Below are 23,915 nucleotides of genomic sequence, written 5' to 3' on the forward strand. Positions count from 1 at the left end.
GCCCACGCAAAGAGCGATCCGATCAAAGCACCTGGCGCAAGAACGCCTGGGCCCGCGGATCCCTCGGCGCCGCGAAGAACGCAGCGGGTGCCGAATCTTCCAGCAACTTGCCATGATCGAAGAACAGCACCCGGTCAGCCACCTCACGGGCAAAGCCCATCTCATGGGTCACGCAGACCATGGTCATGCCTTCCTGGGCCAGGGTCTTCATGACATCCAGCACCTCGCCGACCATCTCGGGGTCGAGCGCCGAGGTCGGTTCGTCAAACAGCATCACCTTCGGGTCCATCGCCAGGGCGCGGGCAATGGCCACCCGCTGCTGCTGGCCCCCCGAGAGGCGAGAGGGGTATTCATTGACCTTCTGGCCAATGCCGACCTTCTCCAGCAGTGCACGGGCCTTGGCTTCGCGGTCGGCCTTGCTACGTTTGCGCACCACCTTCTGCGCCAGGCACAGGTTCTCCAGCACGGTCATGTGCGGGAACAGGTTGAAGTGCTGGAACACCATGCCGACTTCACGGCGGTAGGCATTGATGTCGGTCTTGGGGTCTTCCAGGCGCAGCCCATCAATGGCCACGTGGCCTTCGTCGAAATGCTCCAGGCCGTTCAGGCAACGCAGGAAGGTCGACTTGCCGGAACCCGAGGGGCCCAACACCACCACCACCTCGCCCTTGGCAACCTGGGTGGAGACGTTGTCCACCGCACGCACCACCTGGCCACGGGTGTCGAAGACTTTCAGCAGGTCACGGACTTCAATCACTTTGCGCAAGCCTCCGCTCGAGCCGGCTGGCAATGTGCGACAGCGGCAGGTTGATCAGCAGGTACAGGCCTGCCACGCAGAACCAGATCTCGAAGGTCGAGAACGACGTGGTGATCGCCTCGCGACCGCTCTTGGTCAGCTCGGTAATGGCGATCACCGACACCAGCGAGGTGTCCTTGACCAGGCTGATGAACTGCCCCGCCAGTGGCGGCAGCACACGCTTGAACGCCTGGGGCAGGATCACATGGCGCATCGACTGGCTGGCATTCAGGCCCAGCGAGCGCGCCGCTTCGTTCTGCCCCTTGGCGATCGACTGCACACCGGCACGGACGATCTCGGCCACATAAGCGCCGGTGAACAGCGCCAGCGCCGCCACCCCGGCGAACTCGCGGGACAGGTTGAGCACGGTGCCGATGAAGAAATAGAAGATGAAGATCTGCACCAGCAGCGGCGTACCGCGCACCAGTTCGACATAGACCGTGGACAGGTCGCGCAGGGTCGGGTTGCTCGACAACCGGCACAGCCCGGCGAACAGGCCGATCACCAGGCCGAACGCACCGGAAAGCACCGAGATCCACAAGGTGGTCCACAGGCCCCAGGCCAGCGGGCCGGCCGCCCAGTGGCGGGTGACGCCGATCTGGTCGCCCTCGGCGACATCGTCACCACGGCTCAGTTGCAGACTGTCCTTGACCACCTCCAGCACTTGTACCTCGCCGTCCTCGCTCTTGAGCGTGACGCGGGCGTCGTTGCCGGACACGACGATCTCCTCGACGGTGCCGTAGGCCGCGGCGCGCTGCACGTCTTCGGCCTGGAAGGCGAAGTACTGCGGCACACGGTTCCAGCGCCACTCGTAAGAGATCATCGAGGTGGCCATGTACAGACTGAACGCCAGGCCCACCAGCACCAGCGCGGTGAGCGCGTGCCAGGGCCACTGGGCTTTCTTGTGTTTGATCACGTGGGTGCTTCCGTAAATGCGAACGCGCAGGGGTTGCCTGCGCGTCAGGGTCATCGCCAGGGCTTGTGGTCCGGGCTCTTATTCCATGTCCTTCAGCCAGTCGGTCTTCTTGAACCACTTGTCGTGAATACGATCGTAGGTCCCGTCGTGCTTGATCTGGTGCAGGAAGTTGTTGATGAAGTTGATGCTGTCGTAGTCGCCCTTCTTCAGGCCGAATGCCAGCGGCTCGTAGGTGAAGGGTTCTTCCAGGTAGACCAGCTTGCCGGCGCCGGCCTTGTTCACCGCGACCACGTTGTACGGCGCGTCGTAGACGAAGGCATCGGCCTTGCCGTTGACCACGTCCATCACCGCTTCCTGCTCGTTGTCGTAGCCGTGGTACTTGGCCTTGCTGATCAGCTTCTTGGCGACCATCTCGCCGGTGGTGCCGAGCTTGGAGGTCAGGCGGTACTTCTCGTTGTTCAAGTCCTTGTACGACTTGATCTCGCCTGCCAGCTCCTTGCGGATCAGCAGGGTCTGGCCAACCACGATGAAGGGTTCGCTGAAGTTCAGGCGCAGGTTGCGTTCCTGGGTCAGGGTCATGCCGCTGCCGATCATGTCGAACTTGTCGGTCAGCAGGGCCGGGATGATGCCGTCATAGGCGGTGGAGACGGTTTCGAGCTTGACGCCCATGGACTTGGCCATCGCCTTGAGGATGTCGACCTCGAAGCCGACGATCTCGCCGCGCTTGTTGGTCATCTGGAACGGCATGTAGGTCGGGTCCATACCCACGCGCAGGGTGCCGCGCTTGACCGCATCATCGATGGCGCCCGCCTGGGCGGTTGTGACCGCGATCAGCGCGGTGACGCCGAGCAGCATGCGCGACAGGTATTTCTTCATCATCACCAGGTCCCCTAGCAAGAAGTACGCAGAATTTTATTGTGTGCACGATCGTTCCGACCGGTGCGTTGTGTCGGGACGGATGCTAACGCATGCAGGCCCTGGGACCTAGAGCCGGTGGGGACTTTGTTGGCCAAAAATCATGGTGGTAGAAAAAGCTTCGCGGGCAAGCCCCCCTCCTACAAAGCCTGTAGGAGCGGACTTGCCCGCGAATGCGATGGATCAGGCGCCGACGAGTGCCGGCTGACCTTCACCTTCAGGATGCAGCGGCAGCAGCGGCGAGTGCGGATCGTTGGCGATGGAGTTGCGCCACACTTTGATCCACGCCTCGTTCTGCTCGGTCCACACCCGCTCGTGCAGGCGCGACAGCGCCACCGGGTCGCTCAGCAGGGCCAGGCGAGTGTTGCCGTCGATCCCCTTGGGGCCGGCTTCCAGCGCCTTGGCGATGCGTTCGGCGCGCAGCGTCTCGATCGCGGCAGAATGACCGTGACGGGCCGTACCCATGGCGCAGGCCAGGGCGTTCTGACGCGGATCGACCACGGCGCGAACGAAGCCATCCTTCAGGGCGTGCCAGCGGTTCTCGTGGGTGTACTGGTCGGTTGCCAGCAGCTCGTGCGGCGTGGCGTATTCCTCGGGAATCAGGAACAAGCGCTCGTCCTTGGCCGCCAGGCCCAGACGCACACGGCTGGAGATCACCGAAACCGGGATCGACAGCACCAGCGAGCCGACGATCGGCGCCAGCCACCACAGGAAGCTCGGATTCAGCCAAGCCACCAGCGCAGCCCAGGCGATACCCAGCAAGGTCTGCGGGCCATGACGCCGCACCGCTTCGCTCCACGGGGTGGAATCGTCGTCACGCTGCGGCGAATTCCAGGTCGCTGCCCAGCCGAGGAACGCAGCCAACACGAAGCGGGTGTGGAAGATCATCCGCACCGGCGCCAGCAACATGGAGAACAGCATCTCCATCAGCATCGACAGGGTCACCCTGATTCGCCCGCCGAACTCGGTCGCGCCCTTGGCCCAGATCAGGATGATGCTGAGCAGCTTGGGCAGGAACAGCAGCACGATGGTGGTGGAGAACAGCGCGATGGCTTTTTCCGGGTGCCACTGCGGCCACAGCGGATACAGCTGGAACGGCTCGATGAAGTACTGCGGCTCCATCAGCGTGTTGGTTGCCAGCAACGCGGTCGACAGCACCAGGAACAGGAACCACAGCGGTGCCGACAGGTACGACATCACCCCGGTGAGGAACACCGCGCGGTGCACCGGGTGCATGCCCTTGACCAGGAACAGGCGGAAGTTCATCAGGTTGCCGTGGCACCAGCGCCGGTCGCGCTTGAGCTCATCGAGCAGGTTCGGCGGCAGCTCTTCATAGCTGCCCGGCAGGTCGTAGGCGATCCACACGCCCCAGCCGGCACGGCGCATCAGCGCCGCTTCGACGAAGTCGTGGGACAGGATCGCGCCGGCGAAGGCGCCCTTGCCCGGCAATGGCGCCAAGGCGCAGTGCTCGATGAAGGGCTTCATGCGGATGATCGCGTTGTGCCCCCAGTAATGCGATTCGCCCAGCTGCCAGAAGTGCAGGCCAGCGGTGAACAGCGGGCCGTACACACGGGTGGCGAACTGCTGCATGCGCGCATACAGCGTGTCCATGCCAGAAGCCTTCGGCCCGGTCTGGATGATACCGGCGTCCGGGTTGGCCTCCATCAGGCGCACCAGGCTGCTCAGGCACTCACCGCTCATCACGCTGTCGGCGTCGAGCACGACCATGTACTTGTATTCGCCCCCCCAGCGACGGCAGAAGTCGTCGAGGTTGCCGCTCTTGCGCTTCACGCGGCGCCGGCGGCGGCGATAGAAGATACGACCGAAGCCTTTCGCCTCACGGCACACCTCGAGCCACGCCTGTTGCTCGGCAACGGCGATGTCGGTGTCGTTGGTGTCGCTGAGCACGAAGAAGTCGAAGCGGTCCAGGTTGCCGGTGGCGGCCACCGACTCGAAGGTCGCGCGCAGGCCAGCGAAGACCCGTGGCACATCCTCGTTGCAGATCGGCATGACGATCGCGGTGCGGGCATCGGCCGGGATCGGCTCGTTGCCGGCACTGCTGCCGGAAATCTTGTACTTGTCGCGGCCGGTGAGCAGCTCGAGGAAGCCCATCAGCGCGGTCCAGAAGCCCGCCGACACCCAGCAGAACAGGATGCCGAAGAGAATCAGGATGGAGGTCTGCAAGGCATAGGGCCAGACTTGCACGACGGTGTCCCAGATCGGCTGGTTGACCACTTCGTCCAGGTCGACGAACGACCAGCCCTGGTACGGCAGGATGCCCTTCATGTACCAGCCGGCGACGATGGTCTGGCCGATCATCAGCGCCAGCAGGATGTAGCGGCGCAACGAACCGACCCGGCGCCAGCGTGCCGGCGGCAACTCGCGCTTGGGCGGTTGCGGGGCGTTGGTGCGGCCAGTCATGCGCCGCCACATGCGCACCAGGATATTGGTGCGCCAGGGCTCGGGCAGGACCTTGGTACGCTTGATCGGCGGGGCGATCTTCAGGCACAGGCGGCCACCGCCGTCGACGCCGAGCATCTCGGCCTCTTCGAGCTCGGCGGCACTGCCAACCGTCAGACGGGAACCCACCGAAGCCTGGACGGCCTCGGTGGCGCTGGCGGCCGGATCGGCCGCCAGGCGTTGGTGCAGCTCGCTGAAGGAAGAGCAGCTGGCGAGCTCCGCTCGCTGCTCGTCGCTCAGAGGGAGGTGGGCCAGGTACTCGCCAAGCGATTCCGGCCTTGCGCTTGAGTTACTCATCGGCAGGCAACTGATAGCTCCAGGTTTCGGTCAGCACCTTCTCGGTGGTGGCCGGGGCCCCGTTGGTGGACGCCGCGTCGGCGGCTGGTTGCTCGGCAGGCGTCTCGGCCTTCTCGGCCTTGGCATGCTGAGCCTTGGCGTGCTTGGCGGCCGCCTTGTCCTGCTTGGTTTCGGCAGGTTTGGTTTCCTTCGGCGCCTCGACCGGAACATCGCGTACCAGCGCGGCACGCATCTCGGTGGACTTCTTCGGATCCTTGACCTTCAACCGCAGGGTCAGACGCCAGCCCTTGATCTCAGGGTTGTAGCGTAGATTGTTCTCGACCAGCTCGGCATTGTCGCCCACGCTGACCTGGCTGCGCACCGCGGTGTCTTCCGGCAATGCCGCCAGCACCGGGCCGTTGAAGTCGACCAGGAAAGCCACGCTGCCATCGGCCTGACGGATCAGGTTGGCTTGCTTGACGTCACCGGTGGAACGCAGGGTCTGCTTGACCCAGCCGAGGTCCTGGGCCTGGAACTTGGGCTCGCTGATGGTCCAGTGCAGGCGGTAGTTGTACTCGAACGGCTTGCCTGGCTCAGGCAGGGTTTCCGGGCTCCAGAAAGCAACGATGTTGTCGTTGGTCTCGTCGGCGGTCGGAATCTCGACCAGGTCGACGGTACCCTTGCCCCAGTCGCCCTTGGGCTCGATCCAGGTACTTGGACGCTTCTGGTAGTTGTCGTCGAGGTCTTCGAAGTCGCTGAAGGCGCGCTGGCGCTGCATCAGGCCGAAACCACGCGGGTTCTCGACGCTGAAGTTGCTGACTGCCAGGTGTTTCGGATTGTTCAGCGGACGCCACAGCCATTCGCCGTTGCCGGCGTGAATCGACAGGCCCTCGGAGTCATGCAGCGCCGGACGGTAGTTCTGTACCTTCGACGGCTGGTTCGGGCCGAACAGGAACATGCTGGTCAGCGGGGCGATGCCCAGGCGGCTGACGTGATCGCGCAGGAACACCTTGGACTTGACGTCGACGATGGTGTCGTCGCCTGGACGCACGGTCAGCTTGTAGGCGCCGGTGGAACGTGGCGAATCGAGCAGTGCGTAGATCACCAGGTGCTTGTCGGCGGGCTTGGGCTTCTCGATCCAGAACTCGCGAAAGCGCGGGAACTCTTCGCCGGACGGCAGCGCGGTGTCGATGGCCAGGCCACGGGCAGACAGGCCATAGGCGTGCCCCTTGCCGACCACGCGGAAGTAGCTGGCGCCCAGCAGGGTCATGATCTCATCCTGCTTGTCAGGCTTGTTGATCGGGTAGAGCACGCGGAAACCGGCGTAGCCGAGGTTCTTGGTGGCATCGGCGTCATGCGGTACGTCGCCGAACTCGAAGCGGCTCGGGTCGTACTTGATCTCTTCGACCTTCTTGGCGGTGATCTCGTTGATGGTCACCGGCGTGTCGAAGTGCATGCCCTGATGATAGAAGGAGAGCTTGAACGGGGTCTTGTCATTCGCCCATTCGGCCTTTTCCTGGATGAAGCGGATTTTCTGATAGTCCGCGTACTTCATGTCGCGGAACACCGGAGGCAGGTTGCTCTTCGGTGCTTCGTACTTCTGGCCGGCCAGATCCTTTGCCTTGGCTGCAACATCGTCAAGATTGAATGCCCACAGCTGGCCAGCGCTCATCAGGCCAACCAGCGCTGCGCCTGCCAACAAGGCCGTGCGCAGCCGATTGCCGGGGATTCTTGGTGCATTACAGGGACTTACAATCACGAGCAACCCTCGCCGTAAACAGATCATGAAACCAACGGCCAGCGACCAATGCCGGGTTGGCGAGCACTGTTCGGACCCCGCAAGGGCGCAATGATTCCCCAAACGGATCCAGACAATGCTCGAGTCAGAGTGAAACGAACCTGCGAACGCAGGCTCACGCAGCGCGCGATTATCCAGCAGGCTGCGTTACAACGCATCAGGCTGGACAAACTATTTATCGTACAAAACCCCTTGTTTTCCTACAAACAAGGGGTTTTTGCGGCTCATATTTGTAACATAAATGTTACGGGGCCATCATTGACCAGGTGAACCTGCATGTCTGCACCAAAACGGCCACTCTCGACGTCCGAGTGCTGAAGCTTAGCCTGCTGCAAAAGATAGTCGAAAAGCTCGGCCCCCAGTGCAGGCGGCGCCGCTGTCGAAAAACCCGGCCGCATGCCACTACGGGTGTCGGCTGCCAGGGTGAACTGCGACACCAGCAGCAGCCCGCCGCCGATATCCTTGAGCGACAGGTTCATCTTGCCTTGCGGGTCGCTGAACACCCGGTAGTTCAGCAGCTTGTGCAAAAGCTTATCGGCATGTTCGCGGGTATCTTCAGGCTCGACCGCCACCAGCACCAGCAAACCCTGGTCTACGGCGCCGACGATCTCGCCCTCGACTTCGACCCGTGCTGCGCGTACACGCTGCAGCAGGCCCTTCATGCTTCTTCCAGGGGCAGGTCGAGCAGGCGACGCGCCATCTGGTCTGCGGCGCGTACCAGGGCATCGGTGATGCCTGGCTCGGACGCGGCGTGCCCAGCATCGCGGATCACCTTGAGTTCGCTGTTCGGCCAGGCCTGGTGCAGCTCCCAGGCGTTGTCCAGCGGGCAGATCACGTCATAGCGTCCATGCACGATCACCGCCGGCAGATGGGCGATCTTCGGCAGGTCGCGGATCAGCTGGTCCGGCTCGAGGAAGGCATTGTTCATGAAGTAGTGGCATTCGATACGGGCGATCGACAGCGCACGCTGAGGCTCGGAGAAGCGATCGACCACCAGCGGGTTGGGACGCAGCGTGGCAGTACGGCCTTCCCAGGTCGACCAGGCCTTGGCGGCTTGCATCTGGGCGATCTGGTCGTGGCCGGTCAGGCGCTTGTGGAAAGCCTTTACCAGGTCGCCGCGCTCATCGGCCGGGATCGGCGCGATGTAGTCCTGCCAGTAGTCGGGGAACAGACGGCTGGCGCCCGCCTGATAGAACCATTCTATTTCCTGGGGACGGCACAGGAAGATCCCACGCAGGATCAGGCCATGCACGCGCTCGGGGTGAGTCTGGGCGTAGGCCAGCGCCAGCGTCGAGCCCCAGGAGCCACCGAACAGTACCCATTTGTCGATGCCCAGGTGCTCGCGGATGCGCTCCAGGTCTTCGATCAGGTGCCAGGTGGTGTTGTTCTCCAGGCTCGCGTGTGGCGTGGAGCGTCCACAGCCGCGCTGGTCGAAGGTGATGATGCGGTAGAGGTTGGGGTCGAAGTAGCAACGACTCTGGGCGTCGCAGCCCGAGCCCGGACCTCCGTGGATGAACACCACCGGCAAACCTTCAGGCGAACCACTTTCATCGACATACAACACGTGCGGCGCTTCTACGGCCAGATCGTGCCGGGCGTAGGGTTTGATCTGCGGGTAGAGGGTCTGCATTGCGCACTCCGTGTGAGGATTGTTCGGCCGAGGGCCATCATAAACCTGAATTGCGCTTTGAGCATGTACCCGTGTGATGGGCCTGCCAGATCATTGCCCCACGGCCCCTATAAACTGTTATGTCAGCCTGGCCTGCGCGGCTCACTAGCATCGGTGATTTCCCCATGAGACACCGCCATGAACCCAGCAGCCCCCCTCACGCCCCACGCCTTGATCGAACACAAGATGCCGTCGTGGATGCACACGACCCCTGCCCAGGCGCACGCCATCATGCGCGAAACCCTCAAAACACCGCCGGCCTGGTTCGCGCAGGCCAACGCGACTACCCGTGACCTTGCCCAGGCCTATACCGACTACCAGGCCCACGGCACCGAGCTCAATGCGCAACTGGGTGCGCTCCCGGCACTGACAGCGTTCGCCAGCCAGCATCTGGGCGAGGCGATTCAAAAGCGGTTCGCGTTGTCCCTCGACGTATCCACCCACTACCTGATCAATGCCAGCAAGGCAGAAGCCTACAAACTGCAGTTGGAAGGCGACCCCGTCGTCAACGGACAGCGTGCGTTGAAACTGGCCACTCAATCGCTGCTGCACTGCGCACTGCAGAATTTCGAGGAGGCCGAAGCCGAGCCCAATGGGCTAGATGGACAATGGCTCAGCGCAGCCGTTGTCGACAGCAACACGTTTACGTTCCTTACGCCGGACGGAAAGCAACTCTCCATTGTTCCCCACGAGTTCGCGGCCCTGAGCCGTGAGCTGGACATCGGCGGCCAGTACCAGACGCTGATCGGCGACGTGTTGAACTCCGCGGCACCAGCGCTGCGCGCGACCGAACAGGCGGCCTTGCGCGTGGAGGTGCACAAAGCCTACCTCAGCCATGCGATCGACGCCGAATTGCACTCGATACTGCTCGCCCTCGTCGAGGACAAGCCAGCCGAGTACCAGGGCAGCCCGGTGCGTTGCGCCGGGCTGGCCCTGTTCGGGGTGCCGTTGACCGGGGCCATGGTCATCGGCGCCGTCCCCTCTCCCGAGCAGCTATTGACCTACGATCCACTGCTATTGCCGCACAAAGGCCTCCTCGTCACCTACCTGCCCGGCAGCGACACCCCCTTGCAGCAGCACCATTCGGTGCACGAGGCACAGGCCCACTTGCGCGAACAGCTGTGGATGATGCCGGTCGATCAGCTCAAGCGCGCAGTGCCGGCGCGTGACAGCGCCACCTTCTTCGAAAAGCTGCGCGACTGCCTGCAACCGGTCGACTGGAGCACCGTACAACCTAGCCCCGACGGCCAAGGCAGCCAGGTCGAGCGGGTCCGCGACCCAGAGGCCTGGGTTCCGGTGACCCTGGAGCCCTTGCGCCAGCCGCTGCTCAGCCATCAGGTCGAGCACAAGCAGCAGCGGCTCAAGGACGACGCGGCATTCCACGCGGTGCCCACCGCCGTCGAGGACGAAAAGACCGCCGAAAAGCGTCGAGCCTACTTCACCCAGCTGGCATTCGACGCGCTCAACATCAGCGCCTTCTTCATACCCGTGCTGGGCCAGGTGATGATGGGCGTGGCCGCTATCCAACTGAGCTACGAGGTGTTCGAGGGCCTGGACAGCTGGGCCAGCGGCGACCAGCAACAGGCCTTCGAGTACCTGATGGATGTGGTCGAGAACGTGGCGCTCACCGCCGCACTGGGGGCCGCCGGCGGCACAGGCGAGGTACCGGCGCTCGAGCGTATTCCGGTGGAAACGCCCTCGTTCATCGAGGAACTCACCCCCATCGAACTGCCCGATGGCCAGACCCGCCTGTGGGCGCCCGACCTGCGGCCGTTCGCGCACGACATTCTGCTGCCAGCCGACCTGCAGCCAGATGAATTCGGCCTGTACCATCATCAAGGCAAGACCTGGCTGGCGCTGGATGGCACCCACTATTCGCTGAGCCAGGCGATGCCTACTGGTGAATACCGGCTCGAACACCCGCACAACCCGCAGAGCTACCAACCGAGCCTGCGCCACAATGGTGCCGGTGCCTGGCTGCACGAACTGGACCAGCCGCTGACCTGGCAGGCGCTTACTCTCATGCGTCGCGCAAGCCCGCTGGCCGCCGCGTTCGATGATGCAACCATCACCCGCATTCTGGAGATCAGCGACACCCAGGAAGACGTGCTGCGCCGGATCATCGCCGATAACCAGCGGCTTCCCGCACTGCTGGAAGACACCCTGGCGCGCTTCACGCTGGACCAGCAGATCAGCCAGACGCCCGCCTACGCCGAGCCACACATCGCCCAGGCAGAATTCGCCACGCGCTACAGCGCCTTGTCGAGCAGCGTGACGCCGTCCGCAGAGCTCATCCAGCAGCGCTACCCGCAACTGCCGCATGCCATCGTCGAGGAACTGCTGCGCCACGCCTCGCCCGAGGAGCTGCAAAGCCTGGCACAAGCCAAGGTGCCCTACCGCCTGGCCCAGGAAATACGCCTCTATCAGCAACAGGTGCGCCTGGCGCGTGCCTACGAGGGGCTATTCCTGGACTCGGTACGCAATGCCGATAGCGAGCGGCTGGCGCTGTACACGCTGGAGCAGTTGCCCGACTGGCCAACCGGCACCCGCCTGACACTGGAGCAGTTGCCTGGCGGAACCTTCGAGATCGGCACCACCAACTCGCAGGGCCAGACCCTCGTCAGCACCGCCTCAGGCTACCTTGCGCAATCGGCCACCTCCTTGTCCTCGCATACTTCGTTGTACAGCGCACTGCTCGAGGTGATACCCGCCGCCCTGCGCGAAACACTGGCGGGCGACGGTGCCGAACAGACCCTTGCCTTGCAACGCCTGATCCAGGCCAACCTCCTGCCACGCGCTACGTTCAGGCGCCTGCTGGGCATGCAACCGCTGAACCCAGGCTACCGCTCACCGATGCGCCTGGCCGACGGGCGCATCGGCTACCCGCTGGGCGGTCGAGGTGCGGTTGGGGGTTCGTTCACCCGCCATACACTGCTGCGCATCATCCGCACCCTCGAACTGCCCGAACACCTCTCCCGCTCGGCCGAACAGATCCTGACCCGCCTTGAAACCAGCGGCATGAACCGTTCGGACATCCATAACCGCCTGCGCGAGCTGCAAGAACAGCGCACCGCCCTGCAGCGCTGGCTGGACGATTGGCGCACGGCGGTCCACCCCGACATCCTTGTCCCGCCACAAACGTTCTCCGAGCTTCAGGCACGCTTCATGGAACACTGGCACCGCAACGCATTGCCCGCCCTCGGAGACACCCAAGCCCCCCTGCACCTGGAGCGCATCGACCTCAGCAGCTTCCCCTCGGACCTGCCCGACTTCCTCAGCGCGACCATCACGCACGTGCAACTGACCGAGCCGTCATTTGGCAGTAGCGTGGGTTGGACCGCATACGAGCGGCACCTGAACAACCTGTTCCGACAGCTGCCAGGCGTGCGCTCACTCGAAATCAGCCGCCCCTACTCGCAAACCGCCGCCCCATCGCAAATGCTGTTCAGCGTCGGGTTGATGGCAACGCACTTCCCCGAACTCGAATCGCTCAGCCTGCTGAACCAGAACCTGCAACTGTCCGAGAGCGACATCAACAGCCTCGCCGGCCTGCCTCGCCTGCGTCGCCTGGACTTCAGCGGCAACCGCCTTTCCGAACGCTACCGCCCGGATTTTCGCGAGCTCACGCTGGACTATCTTGGTCTCGACCGTATGACCCTCGATCACTGGCCGCAGGGTCTGGGCCTAGGGGCACTGGCGAACATCGGCGAACTTTCGCTACGCGACAACAACCTGCGGGTACTGCCTGGCATGCTGCTCAACAGCCACGCCGACGCACGCCCACACACCGTCATCACACTGGAAGGCAACCGCATCAGCGATGACCAATTGCTGCGCCTGCTGCTGGCCCAGGAAGCGTCGAGCCCCAACGTCACGGTCGATATCTCGCCCAGCCTGCGTACCCGTCTCGACCAGCACCTCCAGCAACGCCAGACGCTGCACGAGGCCATCGACCAGTGGGCCAACGCCTCCAGTTCGAGCGCACCGCCAAGCCAAGCCGCGACACTTGCCCGCCGCCGTATCGGCTCCGCGTTGAGCACCTTCTGGCAGAGCCAGGAACAAGGCCTGACCCAGACGACCTTGCGCTTGGAAGACATGGACCTGGGGCATTTCCCGCCACAGTTGCCGACCTTCTTCAACGAGCGGGTGCGCAACCTGTCCCTATCCCGAGCGAGTGGAAGCACAGAGCAGTTGGATGCGTTTCTCGCCCGACTCTCGAACGTCGAGAGCCTGAACCTGGTGGAATACATCGGCGCCAGCCAGACCCTGCCCACGGCACTGCTCCGCCTGCCACGCCTGACCTATCTTTCGATGCGCGACATGCACCTGGAGGTGGACGACAGCATGCTTGCAACCCTCGCACACTTGAGCAACCTGACAGTGCTGGACCTGGGCGGCAACCGCATGGGCACCATCACCCAAGTGCCCGAAGCGCTACGCAACCTGCGCCGCCTCGACCTGAACAACATGGGCCTGCAGCAATGGCCGGCATGGATCGACAGCCTGCTGCCGATGGACATGCTGGATCTCAGTGAAAACCAGCTCACCGAACTTCCCGAACACATCCTCAGCAACATCGACAACGGTTTCCCGATCTCATCGATCGCATTGTTCGGCAACCCGTTGAGCATGGACACCATGACGCGCGCGCGCACCTCATCGGACAGCCAGCACAGCTATACCTTCGCCATGGACGTGCCCGAAGACCTGCTCTTGCTCACCTCTTCAGATGATGAATTAGCTGGCGGACACCTGCATAACCCGATGCTCTCTGCCGATAACGACCTGCCCAACGTCGACGACTGGTCGCTCGGCGCCCAGGCGCAGAACGAGGCCTTGAAAAGCGCCTGGCAAACCCTCGAAGAAAGCGGTGACGCTGCCAACCTGCTGGCGCTGGTCGGTCGGTTGCGCCAGGCTGCCCCCTATCGCAACGGCCAGACCCGCCAATCGTTCTGCGAGCGCGTGCGTCTGATGCTGGTCAAGGCCGCGGTCAATACCGAAGAGCGTCTGCTGTTCAACGCCGTGGCCGAAGAGGCCCTGGTGCAGCCCGACACCGGCAACCAGACCTGCCATGACGGCGCCCTGCTGGTGTTCCAGAACATTGAACTGCTGATCGACGGTCGGCGCTTGCTGACCGAGGCGGCAGAGTCGGAGCACACGCTCTACCGGGAGCTGCGTCGTCTCTTCCGCCTGCACCGCCTGGACGAGATTGCCCGGGACAAAGCCAGGGGGCGCGACGAGGCGGAGGTGCGCCTGGCCTATCGACGCGGTTTGAACGCGGAACTCAAGCTTGGCGTACCGGAGGACAGCATGCTGTACGAGGCTTTTGCCGACGTCAGCCGTAACGAGCTGGCGCTGGCCGTGGACCAGGTGCAACGCGAAGAACAGGGCGAGTCTTTCCTGAACTACGCCACCAGCAACGAAGAATGGATTCGCTACCTGCGCCACGCCCACCAGGCGCGTTTCGAAGCGATCGAACAGCAGTACCAGGCGCAGGTACTGGAGTTGCCCGAGCAGTTCCCCGACAGCACCCTGGAGCAACTCGCGCCGGAGCTCGAAAACTTGGAGCGAAACAAGCAGGCAAAGGAAACCCGCCTGATACAAGAGCTGACCATCCAGGCCAACCCTGAGCGCGATTGACGCGCTGGCGACACCGCAATGCCCCCCAGGCCGGCTTTGTCACGGCCTGGGGTTGCCCTCACTTGCCGTAACGCCCCTTGCCCCACTCGAGCACGCTTACGAGCAGGCGCCGCAGCACCTCCTGCGTGGGCCGCGCCAGGTCCTCACGGTAGGTGAATGGCTCAACCTCTTCCATATAGGTGCTCTGTGCCAGTTCCAACTGCACCGCATGGACGTGGTTGGCCGGGTCGCCGTAGTACCGGGTGATATGCCCGCCCTTGAAACGCCCGTTGAGTACATGGTTGTAGGCAGGTGCATCGGCGCACACCGCCTTGAGCCGCTCGGCCAGCGCCGGGTCGCAGCTCGCGCCGTTGAAGGTACCGAGGTTGAAGTCCGGCAGCTTGCCCTCGAACAGGTGTGGAATCAGCGAGCGGATCGAGTGGGCGTCCCACAGCAGCGCATAACCGAACTCGGCCCGCAGGCGATCCAGCTCCTGGCGGATAGTGCCGTGGTACGGGCGCCAGATCTTCTCAAGGTAGGTGGCACGCTCGTCGGCCGACGGCACCTGCCCTTCCTTGAACAGCGGCTCTCCGTCGAACAGCGTCGCCGGGTACAGCCCGGTGGTGGCGCCGACGTACAAGGGCTTGTCGTCGTCCGGCCGGTTCAGGTCGATGACGAAGCGCGAGTACTCGGCCGCCACCACGCTGGCCCCCAGCTCACGGGCAAAGTCGTACAGCTGCGGAATATGCCAGTCGGTGTCCGGCAGGCTCCTGGCCTCGTCCACCAGCCCGGCTTCGACCGCCGGGGTCAACGTGAGACCGGCATGGGGCATGCTGATCAGCAGCGGCAGGCGACCTTGATGAAAACTCAATACCTTGTCCATGACGCCTCGCTCAGTGGGAAATTTCGTGGCCCAGGCGCACCACGCGCTTGGGCAGGTCGCCACCCAGCCAGTAGGCCAGGTCGGCAGGACGATCGATCTGCCAGGCGACGAAGTCAGCGACCTTGCCAGCCTCCAGCGAACCATGGCTGTCGCCCAGGCCCAGGGCCGTGGCGGCGTGCACGGTGACACCGGCCAAGGCTTCTTCCGGGGTCATGCGGAACAGGGTGCAGCCCATGTTCAGCATCAGGCGCAGCGACAGCACCGGCGAGGTGCCGGGGTTGAGGTCGCTGGACAGGGCGATCTTCACGCCATGCCGACGCAGGGCGTCCATCGGCGGCAACTGGGTTTCACGCAGGAAATAGAACGCCCCCGGCAGCAGCACGGCGACGGTGCCCGCCTGGGCCATGGCGATGGCATCTTCCTCGGTCATGAACTCCAGGTGATCGGCCGACAGCGCCTGGTAGCGTGCCGCGAGGCTCGAACCATGCAGCGACGACAACTGCTCGGCGTGCAGCTTGACCGGCAACCCCAGCTCACGCGCCTTGATGAACACCCGCTCGACCTGCGCTGGCGAGAACGCCAGGTGTTCGCAGAACGCATCCACCGCATCCACCAACCCTTCGGCGGCCAGGGCCGGGAGCATCTCGTCGCAGATATGGGTGATGTAGTCATCGGCCCGGCCGGCGTACTCCGGCGGCAATGCGTGAGCGGCAAGGCAGGTGGCGCGCACGGTCACCGGCAGCTCTTCGGCGATGCGCCGGGCAACGCGCAGCATCTTGCGCTCATTGGCCAGGTCAAGGCCGTAGCCGGACTTGATCTCCAGTGTGGTAACGCCATCGCGCAGCAACGCCTGAACACGCTGACGGGCGCTGGCCAGCAGTGCGTCCTCGCTGGCCGCACGCGTGGCACGCACGGTGCTGGCGATGCCACCGCCCTGGGCGGCGATCTCGGCATAGCTGACGCCCTGCAGGCGCTGTTCGAACTCACCACTGCGGTTGCCGCCGAACACTGTGTGGGTATGGCAGTCGATCAAGCCAGGAGTGACCCAGGCGCCGCCCAGGTCGACCACACGCTCGGCATCGACGCCCGGCAGTTCGGACTTGGGGCCGATCCATTCGATCAGCCCGGCATTGGTGACGATCGCCGCATCCTCGATGATCGAGTAGCTGCCGTTGGCCATGGTAGCCGCGTGGCAGTGCTGCCAGAGGGTTCTCATAAAGCTCTCCACAAGTCAGCGGTGCAGTTCAGCCTGCTCCCGGGCGACCTGGCCCTGCCCCGAGCGCGGCTTGCACCACAGCAGGTAGGACAGCACCAGGAACACCACCCACGCCACGCCCACCAGCAGCGCCGCCTGAGTGTTCGGGAAGTAGCCGAGCACACCGAAAATGAACAACATGAACACAATCGCCAGCGCCGGGCCCCAGGGCCAGAACGGCACCGGGAACTCCAGCGCGGCCGCTTGCTCGCGGCTCATACGCCGGCGCATGGCCACCTGGGTGACCAGAATCATCAGCCACACCCACACGGTGGCGAAGGTGGCGATCGAGGCGATCAGCAGGAAGACGTCTTCCGGAATCAGGTAGTTGAGCAGCACCCCCAGCAGCAGCGCAGCGCCCATCACCAGCACCGTCAGCCACGGCACGCCGTGCCTGGACAACTGTGCGAACCCTCGCGGCGCCTGGCCTTGCTCGGCCAGGCCGTACATCATGCGACCCGCACCGAAGATGTCGCTGTTGATCGCCGAGACCGCCGCGGAAATCACCACCACGTTCAGCACCGCAGCGGCCGAGCCGATGCCCAGGTTGCTGAAGATCTGCACGAAGGGGCTGCCCTGGGTGCCGATCTGTGGCCAGGGGTACAGGCACATCAGCACGAACAGCGTCAGCACGTAGAACAGCAGGATGCGCAGCGGCACGGCGTTGATCGCCTTGGGGATGACGCGCTTGGGATCCTGCGCCTCACCGGCGGTAATACCAATGATCTCGATACCGCCGAAGGCGAACATCACCACCGCGAACGAGGCGATCAGGCCACCGATACCATTGGGCAGGAAGCCGCCATGCTCGAACAGGTTGGCGACCCCGACACCGGTTTCGGCACCGGCCTGGCCCATACCGAACGCCATGATGCCGAAGCCGGCCACGATCATCGCAACGATGGCGCCGACCTTGAGCAGCGACAGCCAGAACTCCATCTCGCCGAACACCTTGACGTTGCACAGGTTCAGCCCGCCGATCAGGAACACGATGCCCAGTACCCAGATCCAGCGCGGCACCTCGGGGAACCAGAAGCCCATGTAGATCCCGAACGCGGTGACGTCGGCGATGCACACGATGATCATCTCGAAGGCATAGGTCCAGCCGAGCACGAACCCGGCCATCGGTCCGAGATAGGTGCTGGCGTACTGCCCGAAAGAACCGGCCACGGGGTTGTGCACCGCCATTTCGCCAAGCGCGCGCATGACCATGAACACCGCCGCGCCGCCGATCAGGTAGGCCAGCAGCACCGCAGGCCCGGCCATCTGGATCGCCGACGCCGAGCCGTAGAAAAGGCCGGTGCCAATGGCCGATCCCAAGGCCATGAATCGAATGTGTCGGGCTGTCAGCCCGCGTTTGAGTCCTTGTGCTGGTTGCATGGTTCGTCCTTATTGTTGTTCTCAAGAGCCTCATCGCGGGGCCAGCCCGCTCCTGCAGCTTCGACTGCGGGAGCGGGCTGGCCCCGCGAAGGCATGGACACCGATCACAGGCTCGGCAGCACTCCAGCCGGCAACAAGCCGGTCAGGCGCCCGTCGGCCAGCAGTTCCACAGCCACCTCGATATCCGGCGCGAAGAAGCGGTCACGGTCATAGTGCGGCACCTCGCGGCGCAGCGTCTGGCGCGCCTGCTCCAGCTTCGCCGAGGTCTTCAGGCCCTCACGCAGGTCCAGGCCCTGGCAAGCGCCCAGCCATTCGATGGCCAGCACGCCACGGGTGTTCTCGGCCATCTCCCACAGGCGCTTGCCCGCAGCCGGGGCCATCGACACGTGGTCTTCCTGGTTGGCCGAGGTCGGCAGGCTGTCGACGCTGTGCGGGTGCGACAGCGCCTTGTTCTCGCTGGCCAGCGCAGCAGCGGTGACCTGAGCGATCATGAAGCCGGAGTTGACGCCACCGTTTTCCACCAGGAACGGCGGCAGCTGCGACATGTGCTTGTCCATCATCAGCGAGATGCGGCGTTCGCTCAGCGAGCCGATCTCGGCAATGGCCAGGGCGATGTTGTCGGCTGCCATGGCCACCGGCTCTGCGTGGAAGTTGCCGCCCGAAATCACTTCGTCCTCGGCAGCGAACACCAGCGGGTTGTCAGAGACGGCGTTGGATTCCACCGCCAGCACCTCGGCAGCCTGGCGCAACTGGGTCAGGCAGGCGCCCATGACTTGCGGCTGGCAACGCAGCGAGTACGGGTCCTGGACCTTGCCGCAGTTCTTGTGCGATTGCGAAACCTCGCTGGAGTCGCCCAGCAGGTCGCGGTAGCAGGCGGCAGCGTCGATCTGGCCACGTTGGCCGCGCACCTCATGGACACGCGCATCGAACGGCGAGCGCGAGCCCAGTGCCGCTTCCACGGTCAGTGCGCCGCAGGCGACGGCGCCAGCGAACAGATCCTCGGCCTGGAACAGGCCACGCAAGGCATAGGCGGTGGACGCCTGGGTGCCGTTGAGCAGGGCCAGGCCTTCCTTGGCAGCCAGGGTCAGCGGCTCGAGGCCAGCCACCGCGAGGGCTTCGTTGGCATTCAGCCATTGCCCCTGGTAACGCGCCTTGCCCTCGCCCAGCAACACCAGCGACATGTGCGCCAGCGGCGCGAGGTCGCCAGAGGCGCCGACCGAGCCCTTCAGCGGAATGTGCGGATAGACCTCGGCGTTGACCAGGCTGATCAGAGCATCGATGACCTTGCGGCGGATGCCGGAGAAACCACGGCTGAGGCTGTTGATCTTCAGCACCATGATCAGGCGCACCAGCGCGTCGTCCAGCGGCGCGCCGATCCCGGCAGCGTGGGACAGCACCAGCGAGCGCTGGAGGTTTTCCAGGTCGTGGCTGGCGATGCGGGTCGAGGCCAGCAGGCCGAAACCGGTGTTGATGCCGTAGGCCGTGCGGTCTTCGGCAAGAATGCGCTCGACGCAGGCAACGCTGGCGTCGATGGCGGCACCCGCGTCGGCATCCAGGCTCAGGCGCACCGGCGCCTGGTGGATGCGGCGCAACTGGGCCAGGGTCAACTGGCCGGGGGTCAGGGTCAAAGCTTCCATGTTCATGCTCCTTGTTATTTTGTCTAGTGCAGCGCAGCCAGCACCGGCTGCGGCAACCGTGGATCCTTTAGCAAGGCCGCGGTGCTGGCGATGTCCGGCGCCAGCCAGCGGTCCTGCAGGTAGGCCGGCACGCTCTCGCGCAGCAAGCGCCAGGCCGCGTCGGTGCCCGCGCCGAAACGCTGTTCCTTGAGGAATTCGAATGCCTGGGCGGCCAGCAGGTACTCGATGGCGAGGATCTGCGTGCAGTTCTCCAATACCTGGTGCAGCTTGAGTGCGGCATTGGTGCCCATGCTCAGATGATCTTCCTGCAGCCCCGAGGTGACGAAATTGTCGAGCACTGCCGGCTGCGCCAGCTGGCGGTTCTGCCCGCACAGCGAGGCGGCGACGTACTGGGCGATCATCATCCCCGAGTTGACGCCGGGGTTGCTGACCAGAAACGCCGGCAGGCCACTGACATGCGGGTTGACCAGGCGGTCCAGGCGGCGCTCGGCGATCGAACCGATCTCGGCCATGGCGATCGCCAGCAGGTCGGCAGCCAGGGCCACCGACTGGCCGTGGGGGTTGGCCTGCGAGACCACACGGAAATTGTCCGGTGTACCGAGCAGCAGCGGGTTGTCGTTGGCGCCGTTGAGCTCGGCCTCGACCTGGCGCACCACATGGGCCAGCTGGTCGCGGGCCGCGCCATGCACCTGCGGGATCGAGCGAATGCTCAGGGCGTCCTGGGTACGGATGCCTTTGCTCGCGGCGATCACTTCACTGCCATCGAGCAGCGCGCGCAGGTTCTCGCCCACCAGTTGCATGCCTGGATGTGGCTTGAGGGCGATGATCTCGGGGTCGAACGCAGCGATCTGGCCACGCAGGGCCTCGAAGCTCATGGCGCCGATCACATCGGCCCATTGCAGCAGGCGGCTGGCGTCATCCAGCGCAAGGCTGGCAAGGCCGGTCATGCACGGCGTGCCGTTGACCAGGCATAGCCCGTCCTTGGCTCCGAGCTGCACCGGCGCAAGCCCGGCATCGGCCAAGGCCTCGGCGGCCTCGACGAGGCGCCCGCGATAACTGACCTTGCCCACACCCAGCAGGCTCACGCCGATGTGGGCCATGTGCGTGAGATAGCCCACCGAGCCCTGGGACGGGACCTGCGGGGTAATGCCATGTTCGAGCAACGCCAGCAGCGCCTCGACCACCGAGCGCTGCAGGCCCGACTTGCCGTGGCTGTAGTTGACGATGGCGGCGCAGATGATCGCTCGCGTCTGCTCGTCCGGCAGCGCCGGACCGACGCCGCACGCGTGGCTGAGCAAGGTGTTGCGCGACAGCGCGCTGAGCTGCTCGCCCTGCAGCGAGACGTTGCACAGGGCGCCCAGGCCGGTGTTCACGCCATAGGCGCGCTCGCCGCTGTCGACGATACGCCGGACGATGGCCTGGGCATTGTCGATACGCGCCCACACCTGCGGCGCCAGCTCCAGGCGCGCGCCGTGGCGGGCCACGGCGGCAATGTCCTGCCAGCGTACCGGCCCGTTGCCGATCACCACGACTTCAGGTTTCGACATGATGCTCCTCATACCGCGACGGCGCGGCGCTGAACGAAACGGTCAACGTATTCGTCGGCCGGCGAGTGCAGGATTTCCTGCGGCGTACCAACCTGGATCAAGCGGCCATCCTTGAGAATGGCGATGCGGTTGCCGATGCGTACCGCCTCGTCCAGGTCGTGGGTGATGAAGACGATGGTCTTGTGCAGGGTTTTCTGCAGTTCCAGCAACTGGTCCTGCATCTCTGCGCGGATCAGTGGGTCGAGGGCGCTGAAAGCCTCGTCCATGAGGATGATGTCGGTATCGGCGGCCAGCGCCCGGGCCAGGCCCACACGCTGGCGCATGCCACCGGAGAGCTGGTGCGGGTACTTCTTCTCGTAGCCCTTCAGACCCACGGTCTCGATCCACTGCAGCGCACGTTCCTGGCACAGCTGCTTGCTCTCGCCACGCACCTTCAGGCCGTAGGCGACGTTGTCCAGCACATTGCGGTGCGGCAGCAGCCCGAAGCTCTGGAACACCATGCTGATCTTGCGTCGGCGGAATTCGCGAAGGGCCTCCATGTCGTACTGCAAGATGTCTTCGCCATCGACCAGGATCTGCCCGCTGGTGGGGTCGATCAGGCGGTTGAAGTGGCGCACCAACGTGGACTTGCCCGATCCGGACAGGCCCATGATGACGAAGATCTCGCCGCTGCCGATCGACAGCGACAGGTCGTTGACCCCGACCACGCAGCCGGTCTGCGACAGCACCTGCTCCTTGCTGCGTGCCTCGCGGATCAGTTGCAGGGCTTCCCCGGCGCGCTCGCCGAAGATCTTGAAGACGTTCTTCACTTCGATCTTGCTGATCGGCTGCGTGCTCATTTGCTCACCTCATGACGTGGCCGACCATAGGCCTGGGTAATGCGGTCGATCACCACCGCGAGAATCACGATGGCCAGGCCCGCTTCGAGGCCGCGGCCAACGTTGAGGGTCTGGATACCGACCAGCACATCCTCGCCCAGGCCACGGGCGCCGATCATCGAGGCGATCACTACCATCGAAAGGGCCATCATGGTGGTCTGGTTGATCCCGGCCATGATGCTCGGCAGCGCCAGCGGCAACTGCACGCCGAACAGCTGCTGCCAGCGATTGGCGCCGAAGGCGTTGATCGCTTCCATCACCTCGCCGTCGACCTGGCGAATGCCCAGGTCGGTCAGGCGAATCAGCGGTGGTGCGGCGTAGATGACGGTGGCGAAGATCGCCGGCACCTTGCCCAGGCCGAACAGCATCAGTACCGGAATCAGGTATACGAAGCTGGGCATGGTCTGCATGATGTCCAGCAGCGGCATCAACACCGCCCGCAAGCGGTTGCTGCGCGCCGACAGGATGCCCAACGGAATGCCCACCAACACCGAGATCAGCGTGGCCACCAGCATCAGCGCCAGCGTCTGCATCAGCTTGTCCCACAGGCCGACGGCGCCGACCAGGAACAGCAGGCCGGCGATCACCAAGGTCGGCAGGGTGCGGCGGGTGGCGTGCCAGGCGATGACCGCGACGATACCCAGCATCAGCCACCAGGGCGTTGCACGCAGCAGGCCTTCGAGGTTGACGATGGCCCACAGCAGGGTGTCGGAAATGTGCCGGAACACATCGCCGTAGTTGGTCACCAGCGCATCGACCCAACCATTGACCCAGTCGGCGATGGAGAATGTGAGATTGTCAGGGAACATAGGTACCACTCATCAGGTGAGGACGCTCAGAGCGCCGCATTGATCTTCTTGGCAGCGTCTTCACTGACCCACGCCTGCCAGACTTCAGGATGTTCCTTCAGGAAGATCTTGGCCAGCTTCGGCGATTCGATGCGTTCCTTGCTCATGCGCCCCAAGTTCTGGTTGAGAATGTCGATCGGGATATTGACCTTCTCCAGCACGCCGACCAGCTCCGGCGCTTGTTCGTGGAAGGTTTTCGACAGGCCGACCTTGATCGACACGGTCTTGTCGACGCCCGGTTTTTCCTCGAGCTTGACCAGGTCGATCTGGCCCATCAGCGGGGTTGGCGTCCAGTAGTAGAAGAGGATCGGCTCGCCGCGCTTGTAGCTCGACAGCGCCGCCGCATCCAACGCAGGGCCGGTGCCCGGGCGGAAGTTGGTGAATTTGTCTTCCAGGCCGTATTCCTTGAGCATCTGGGTGTTGTCCAGCTCGCAGGTCCAGCCGGCCGGACAGTTGTAGAAACGGCCTTTGCTCGGTTCTTCAGGGTCCTTGAAGAGGCTGGCGTACTGGGCCAGGTCGGCCACGCTCTTCAGGTCTGGCGCCTTGGCTTCGAGCTTGCGCTTGGCATCGCCCTCGATCACGTAGCGCGGCACGTACCAGCCTTCGACCGCACCGACCACCGGTGCGCCGACGCCGACCACCTTGCCGGCTGCCTCATCCTTTTTCCACACTTCGCTGCGCCCCACCCATTCCTCGGCAAAAACCTGGATATCGTTGGTGCCCAGGGCGTTCTCCATGGTGATGGAGTTGCCCGGCAGGCTGTCGGTCTTGCAGTCGTAGCCCTTCTCGAGCACGAACTGCATCACATCGGTCAGCAGCATGCCGCTTTCCCAGTTCAGCCCGGCGAATTTCACCGGTTTGCCGGATTCGCACCAGGTAGCGGCCTGAGTGGCACCGGCGCTGCCGAGCAGGCCAAGGGCGAACAGCGAAGCAAGCAAGGTCTTGTTGGTTTTCATTGCGTGACGCTCCCAAACTTAAGAAGTGGAAATCGGCAGTCCTTGCAAAGAAAGCAGAACCTGGCGCCGCATGGCGGCGCTT

16 protein-coding genes are annotated in these 23,915 nt (G+C 64.1%); 1 reads left to right on the top strand and 15 read right to left on the bottom strand.

Translation table 11 applies throughout. From position 1 onward, the window contains the following. Positions 1 to 22: 22 nt before the first annotated feature. The 7 genes from APH44_RS23435 to pip form a co-directional block, all read right to left on the bottom strand. Positions 23 to 757, bottom strand: a complete 735-nt coding sequence (locus tag APH44_RS23435; RefSeq protein WP_054894811.1) for an amino acid ABC transporter ATP-binding protein — start codon at positions 755 to 757, stop codon at positions 23 to 25. Next, positions 750 to 1,712: an amino acid ABC transporter permease gene (locus APH44_RS23440; protein ID WP_054894812.1), complete on the bottom strand. Its 963-nt coding sequence runs from the start codon at positions 1,710 to 1,712 to the stop codon at positions 750 to 752. Before APH44_RS23440 ends, APH44_RS23435 begins: the two co-directional genes overlap by 8 nt. A gap of 78 nt (positions 1,713 to 1,790) precedes the next feature. Next, entirely contained in the window at positions 1,791 to 2,588 is a 798-nt protein-coding gene (locus APH44_RS23445; protein ID WP_054894813.1) for a transporter substrate-binding domain-containing protein, read from the bottom strand. Between the two features lie 222 nt (positions 2,589 to 2,810). Further along, positions 2,811 to 5,384, bottom strand: a complete 2,574-nt coding sequence (gene mdoH, locus APH44_RS23450; protein ID WP_054894798.1) for a glucans biosynthesis glucosyltransferase MdoH — start codon at positions 5,382 to 5,384, stop codon at positions 2,811 to 2,813. Beyond that, positions 5,377 to 7,122: a glucan biosynthesis protein G gene (locus APH44_RS23455; RefSeq protein WP_081255321.1), complete on the bottom strand. Its 1,746-nt coding sequence runs from the start codon at positions 7,120 to 7,122 to the stop codon at positions 5,377 to 5,379. Before APH44_RS23455 ends, mdoH begins: the two co-directional genes overlap by 8 nt. A 263-nt stretch (positions 7,123 to 7,385) precedes the next feature. Beyond that, complete coding sequence (gene dtd, locus APH44_RS23460; RefSeq protein ID WP_054894799.1) at positions 7,386 to 7,823, bottom strand: D-aminoacyl-tRNA deacylase; 438 nt, start codon at positions 7,821 to 7,823, stop codon at positions 7,386 to 7,388. After that, positions 7,820 to 8,791, bottom strand: a complete 972-nt coding sequence (gene pip / locus APH44_RS23465) for a prolyl aminopeptidase (RefSeq protein WP_054894800.1) — start codon at positions 8,789 to 8,791, stop codon at positions 7,820 to 7,822. Before pip ends, dtd begins: the two co-directional genes overlap by 4 nt. Before the next feature lie 177 nt (positions 8,792 to 8,968). Here pip and APH44_RS23470 point away from each other — a divergent pair, with 177 nt between their 5' ends. Beyond that, the gene (locus APH44_RS23470; RefSeq protein ID WP_054894801.1) at positions 8,969 to 14,470 is read left to right on the top strand and encodes a dermonecrotic toxin domain-containing protein; all 5,502 of its coding nucleotides are present in this window, start codon (positions 8,969 to 8,971) and stop codon (positions 14,468 to 14,470) included. Positions 14,471 to 14,528: 58 nt separating this feature from the next. On the opposite strand, the gene hutG is transcribed toward APH44_RS23470, so the two are convergent. From hutG to APH44_RS23510, 8 genes are all read right to left on the bottom strand, one after another. Beyond that, the gene (hutG, locus tag APH44_RS23475; RefSeq protein ID WP_054894802.1) at positions 14,529 to 15,332 is read right to left on the bottom strand and encodes an N-formylglutamate deformylase; all 804 of its coding nucleotides are present in this window, start codon (positions 15,330 to 15,332) and stop codon (positions 14,529 to 14,531) included. 10 nt (positions 15,333 to 15,342) lie between these two features. Then, entirely contained in the window at positions 15,343 to 16,548 is a 1,206-nt protein-coding gene (hutI, locus tag APH44_RS23480) for an imidazolonepropionase (protein WP_054894803.1), read from the bottom strand. A 15-nt stretch (positions 16,549 to 16,563) separates the two neighbouring features. After that, entirely contained in the window at positions 16,564 to 17,967 is a 1,404-nt protein-coding gene (locus APH44_RS23485; RefSeq protein WP_054894804.1) for an amino acid permease, read from the bottom strand. Between the two features lie 104 nt (positions 17,968 to 18,071). Beyond that, positions 18,072 to 19,604 (bottom strand): histidine ammonia-lyase, encoded by a 1,533-nt coding sequence (hutH, locus tag APH44_RS23490; RefSeq protein WP_054894805.1) that lies wholly within the window; start codon positions 19,602 to 19,604, stop codon positions 18,072 to 18,074. A gap of 23 nt (positions 19,605 to 19,627) precedes the next feature. After that, positions 19,628 to 21,151, bottom strand: a complete 1,524-nt coding sequence (hutH, locus tag APH44_RS23495) for a histidine ammonia-lyase (protein WP_054894806.1) — start codon at positions 21,149 to 21,151, stop codon at positions 19,628 to 19,630. 8 nt (positions 21,152 to 21,159) lie between these two features. Continuing rightward, entirely contained in the window at positions 21,160 to 21,990 is an 831-nt protein-coding gene (locus APH44_RS23500) for a glycine betaine/L-proline ABC transporter ATP-binding protein (protein WP_054894807.1), read from the bottom strand. Further along, the gene (locus APH44_RS23505; protein WP_054894808.1) at positions 21,987 to 22,838 is read right to left on the bottom strand and encodes a proline/glycine betaine ABC transporter permease; all 852 of its coding nucleotides are present in this window, start codon (positions 22,836 to 22,838) and stop codon (positions 21,987 to 21,989) included. Before APH44_RS23505 ends, APH44_RS23500 begins: the two co-directional genes overlap by 4 nt. 26 nt (positions 22,839 to 22,864) lie before the next feature. Further along, positions 22,865 to 23,833 carry an ABC transporter substrate-binding protein gene (locus APH44_RS23510; protein WP_054894809.1) on the bottom strand — a complete coding sequence of 323 codons (969 nt, stop codon included), beginning with the start codon at positions 23,831 to 23,833 and terminating at the stop codon, positions 22,865 to 22,867. Positions 23,834 to 23,915 lie beyond the last annotated feature (82 nt).

This window comes from Pseudomonas sp. NBRC 111143, assembly GCF_001320965.1.
Lineage (GTDB): Bacteria > Pseudomonadota > Gammaproteobacteria > Pseudomonadales > Pseudomonadaceae > Aquipseudomonas > Aquipseudomonas machongensis.

Excerpts from the sequence above, each read along its gene's own strand:
- APH44_RS23485 (WP_054894804.1), bottom strand. The coding sequence starts at position 17,967 with ATGCAACCAGCACAAGGACTCAAACGCGGGCTGACAGCCCGACACATT.
- APH44_RS23505 (WP_054894808.1), bottom strand. The coding sequence starts at position 22,838 with ATGTTCCCTGACAATCTCACATTCTCCATCGCCGACTGGGTCAATGGT.
- hutI (WP_054894803.1), bottom strand. The coding sequence starts at position 16,548 with ATGAGAACCCTCTGGCAGCACTGCCACGCGGCTACCATGGCCAACGGC.
- APH44_RS23470 (WP_054894801.1), top strand. The coding sequence starts at position 8,969 with ATGAACCCAGCAGCCCCCCTCACGCCCCACGCCTTGATCGAACACAAG.
- hutG (WP_054894802.1), bottom strand. The coding sequence starts at position 15,332 with ATGGACAAGGTATTGAGTTTTCATCAAGGTCGCCTGCCGCTGCTGATC.
- APH44_RS23445 (WP_054894813.1), bottom strand. The coding sequence starts at position 2,588 with ATGAAGAAATACCTGTCGCGCATGCTGCTCGGCGTCACCGCGCTGATC.
- APH44_RS23510 (WP_054894809.1), bottom strand. The coding sequence starts at position 23,833 with ATGAAAACCAACAAGACCTTGCTTGCTTCGCTGTTCGCCCTTGGCCTG.
- dtd (WP_054894799.1), bottom strand. The coding sequence starts at position 7,823 with ATGAAGGGCCTGCTGCAGCGTGTACGCGCAGCACGGGTCGAAGTCGAG.
- mdoH (WP_054894798.1), bottom strand. The coding sequence starts at position 5,384 with ATGAGTAACTCAAGCGCAAGGCCGGAATCGCTTGGCGAGTACCTGGCC.
- APH44_RS23500 (WP_054894807.1), bottom strand. The coding sequence starts at position 21,990 with ATGAGCACGCAGCCGATCAGCAAGATCGAAGTGAAGAACGTCTTCAAG.
- hutH (WP_054894805.1), bottom strand. The coding sequence starts at position 19,604 with ATGGAAGCTTTGACCCTGACCCCCGGCCAGTTGACCCTGGCCCAGTTG.
- hutH (WP_054894806.1), bottom strand. The coding sequence starts at position 21,151 with ATGTCGAAACCTGAAGTCGTGGTGATCGGCAACGGGCCGGTACGCTGG.
- pip (WP_054894800.1), bottom strand. The coding sequence starts at position 8,791 with ATGCAGACCCTCTACCCGCAGATCAAACCCTACGCCCGGCACGATCTG.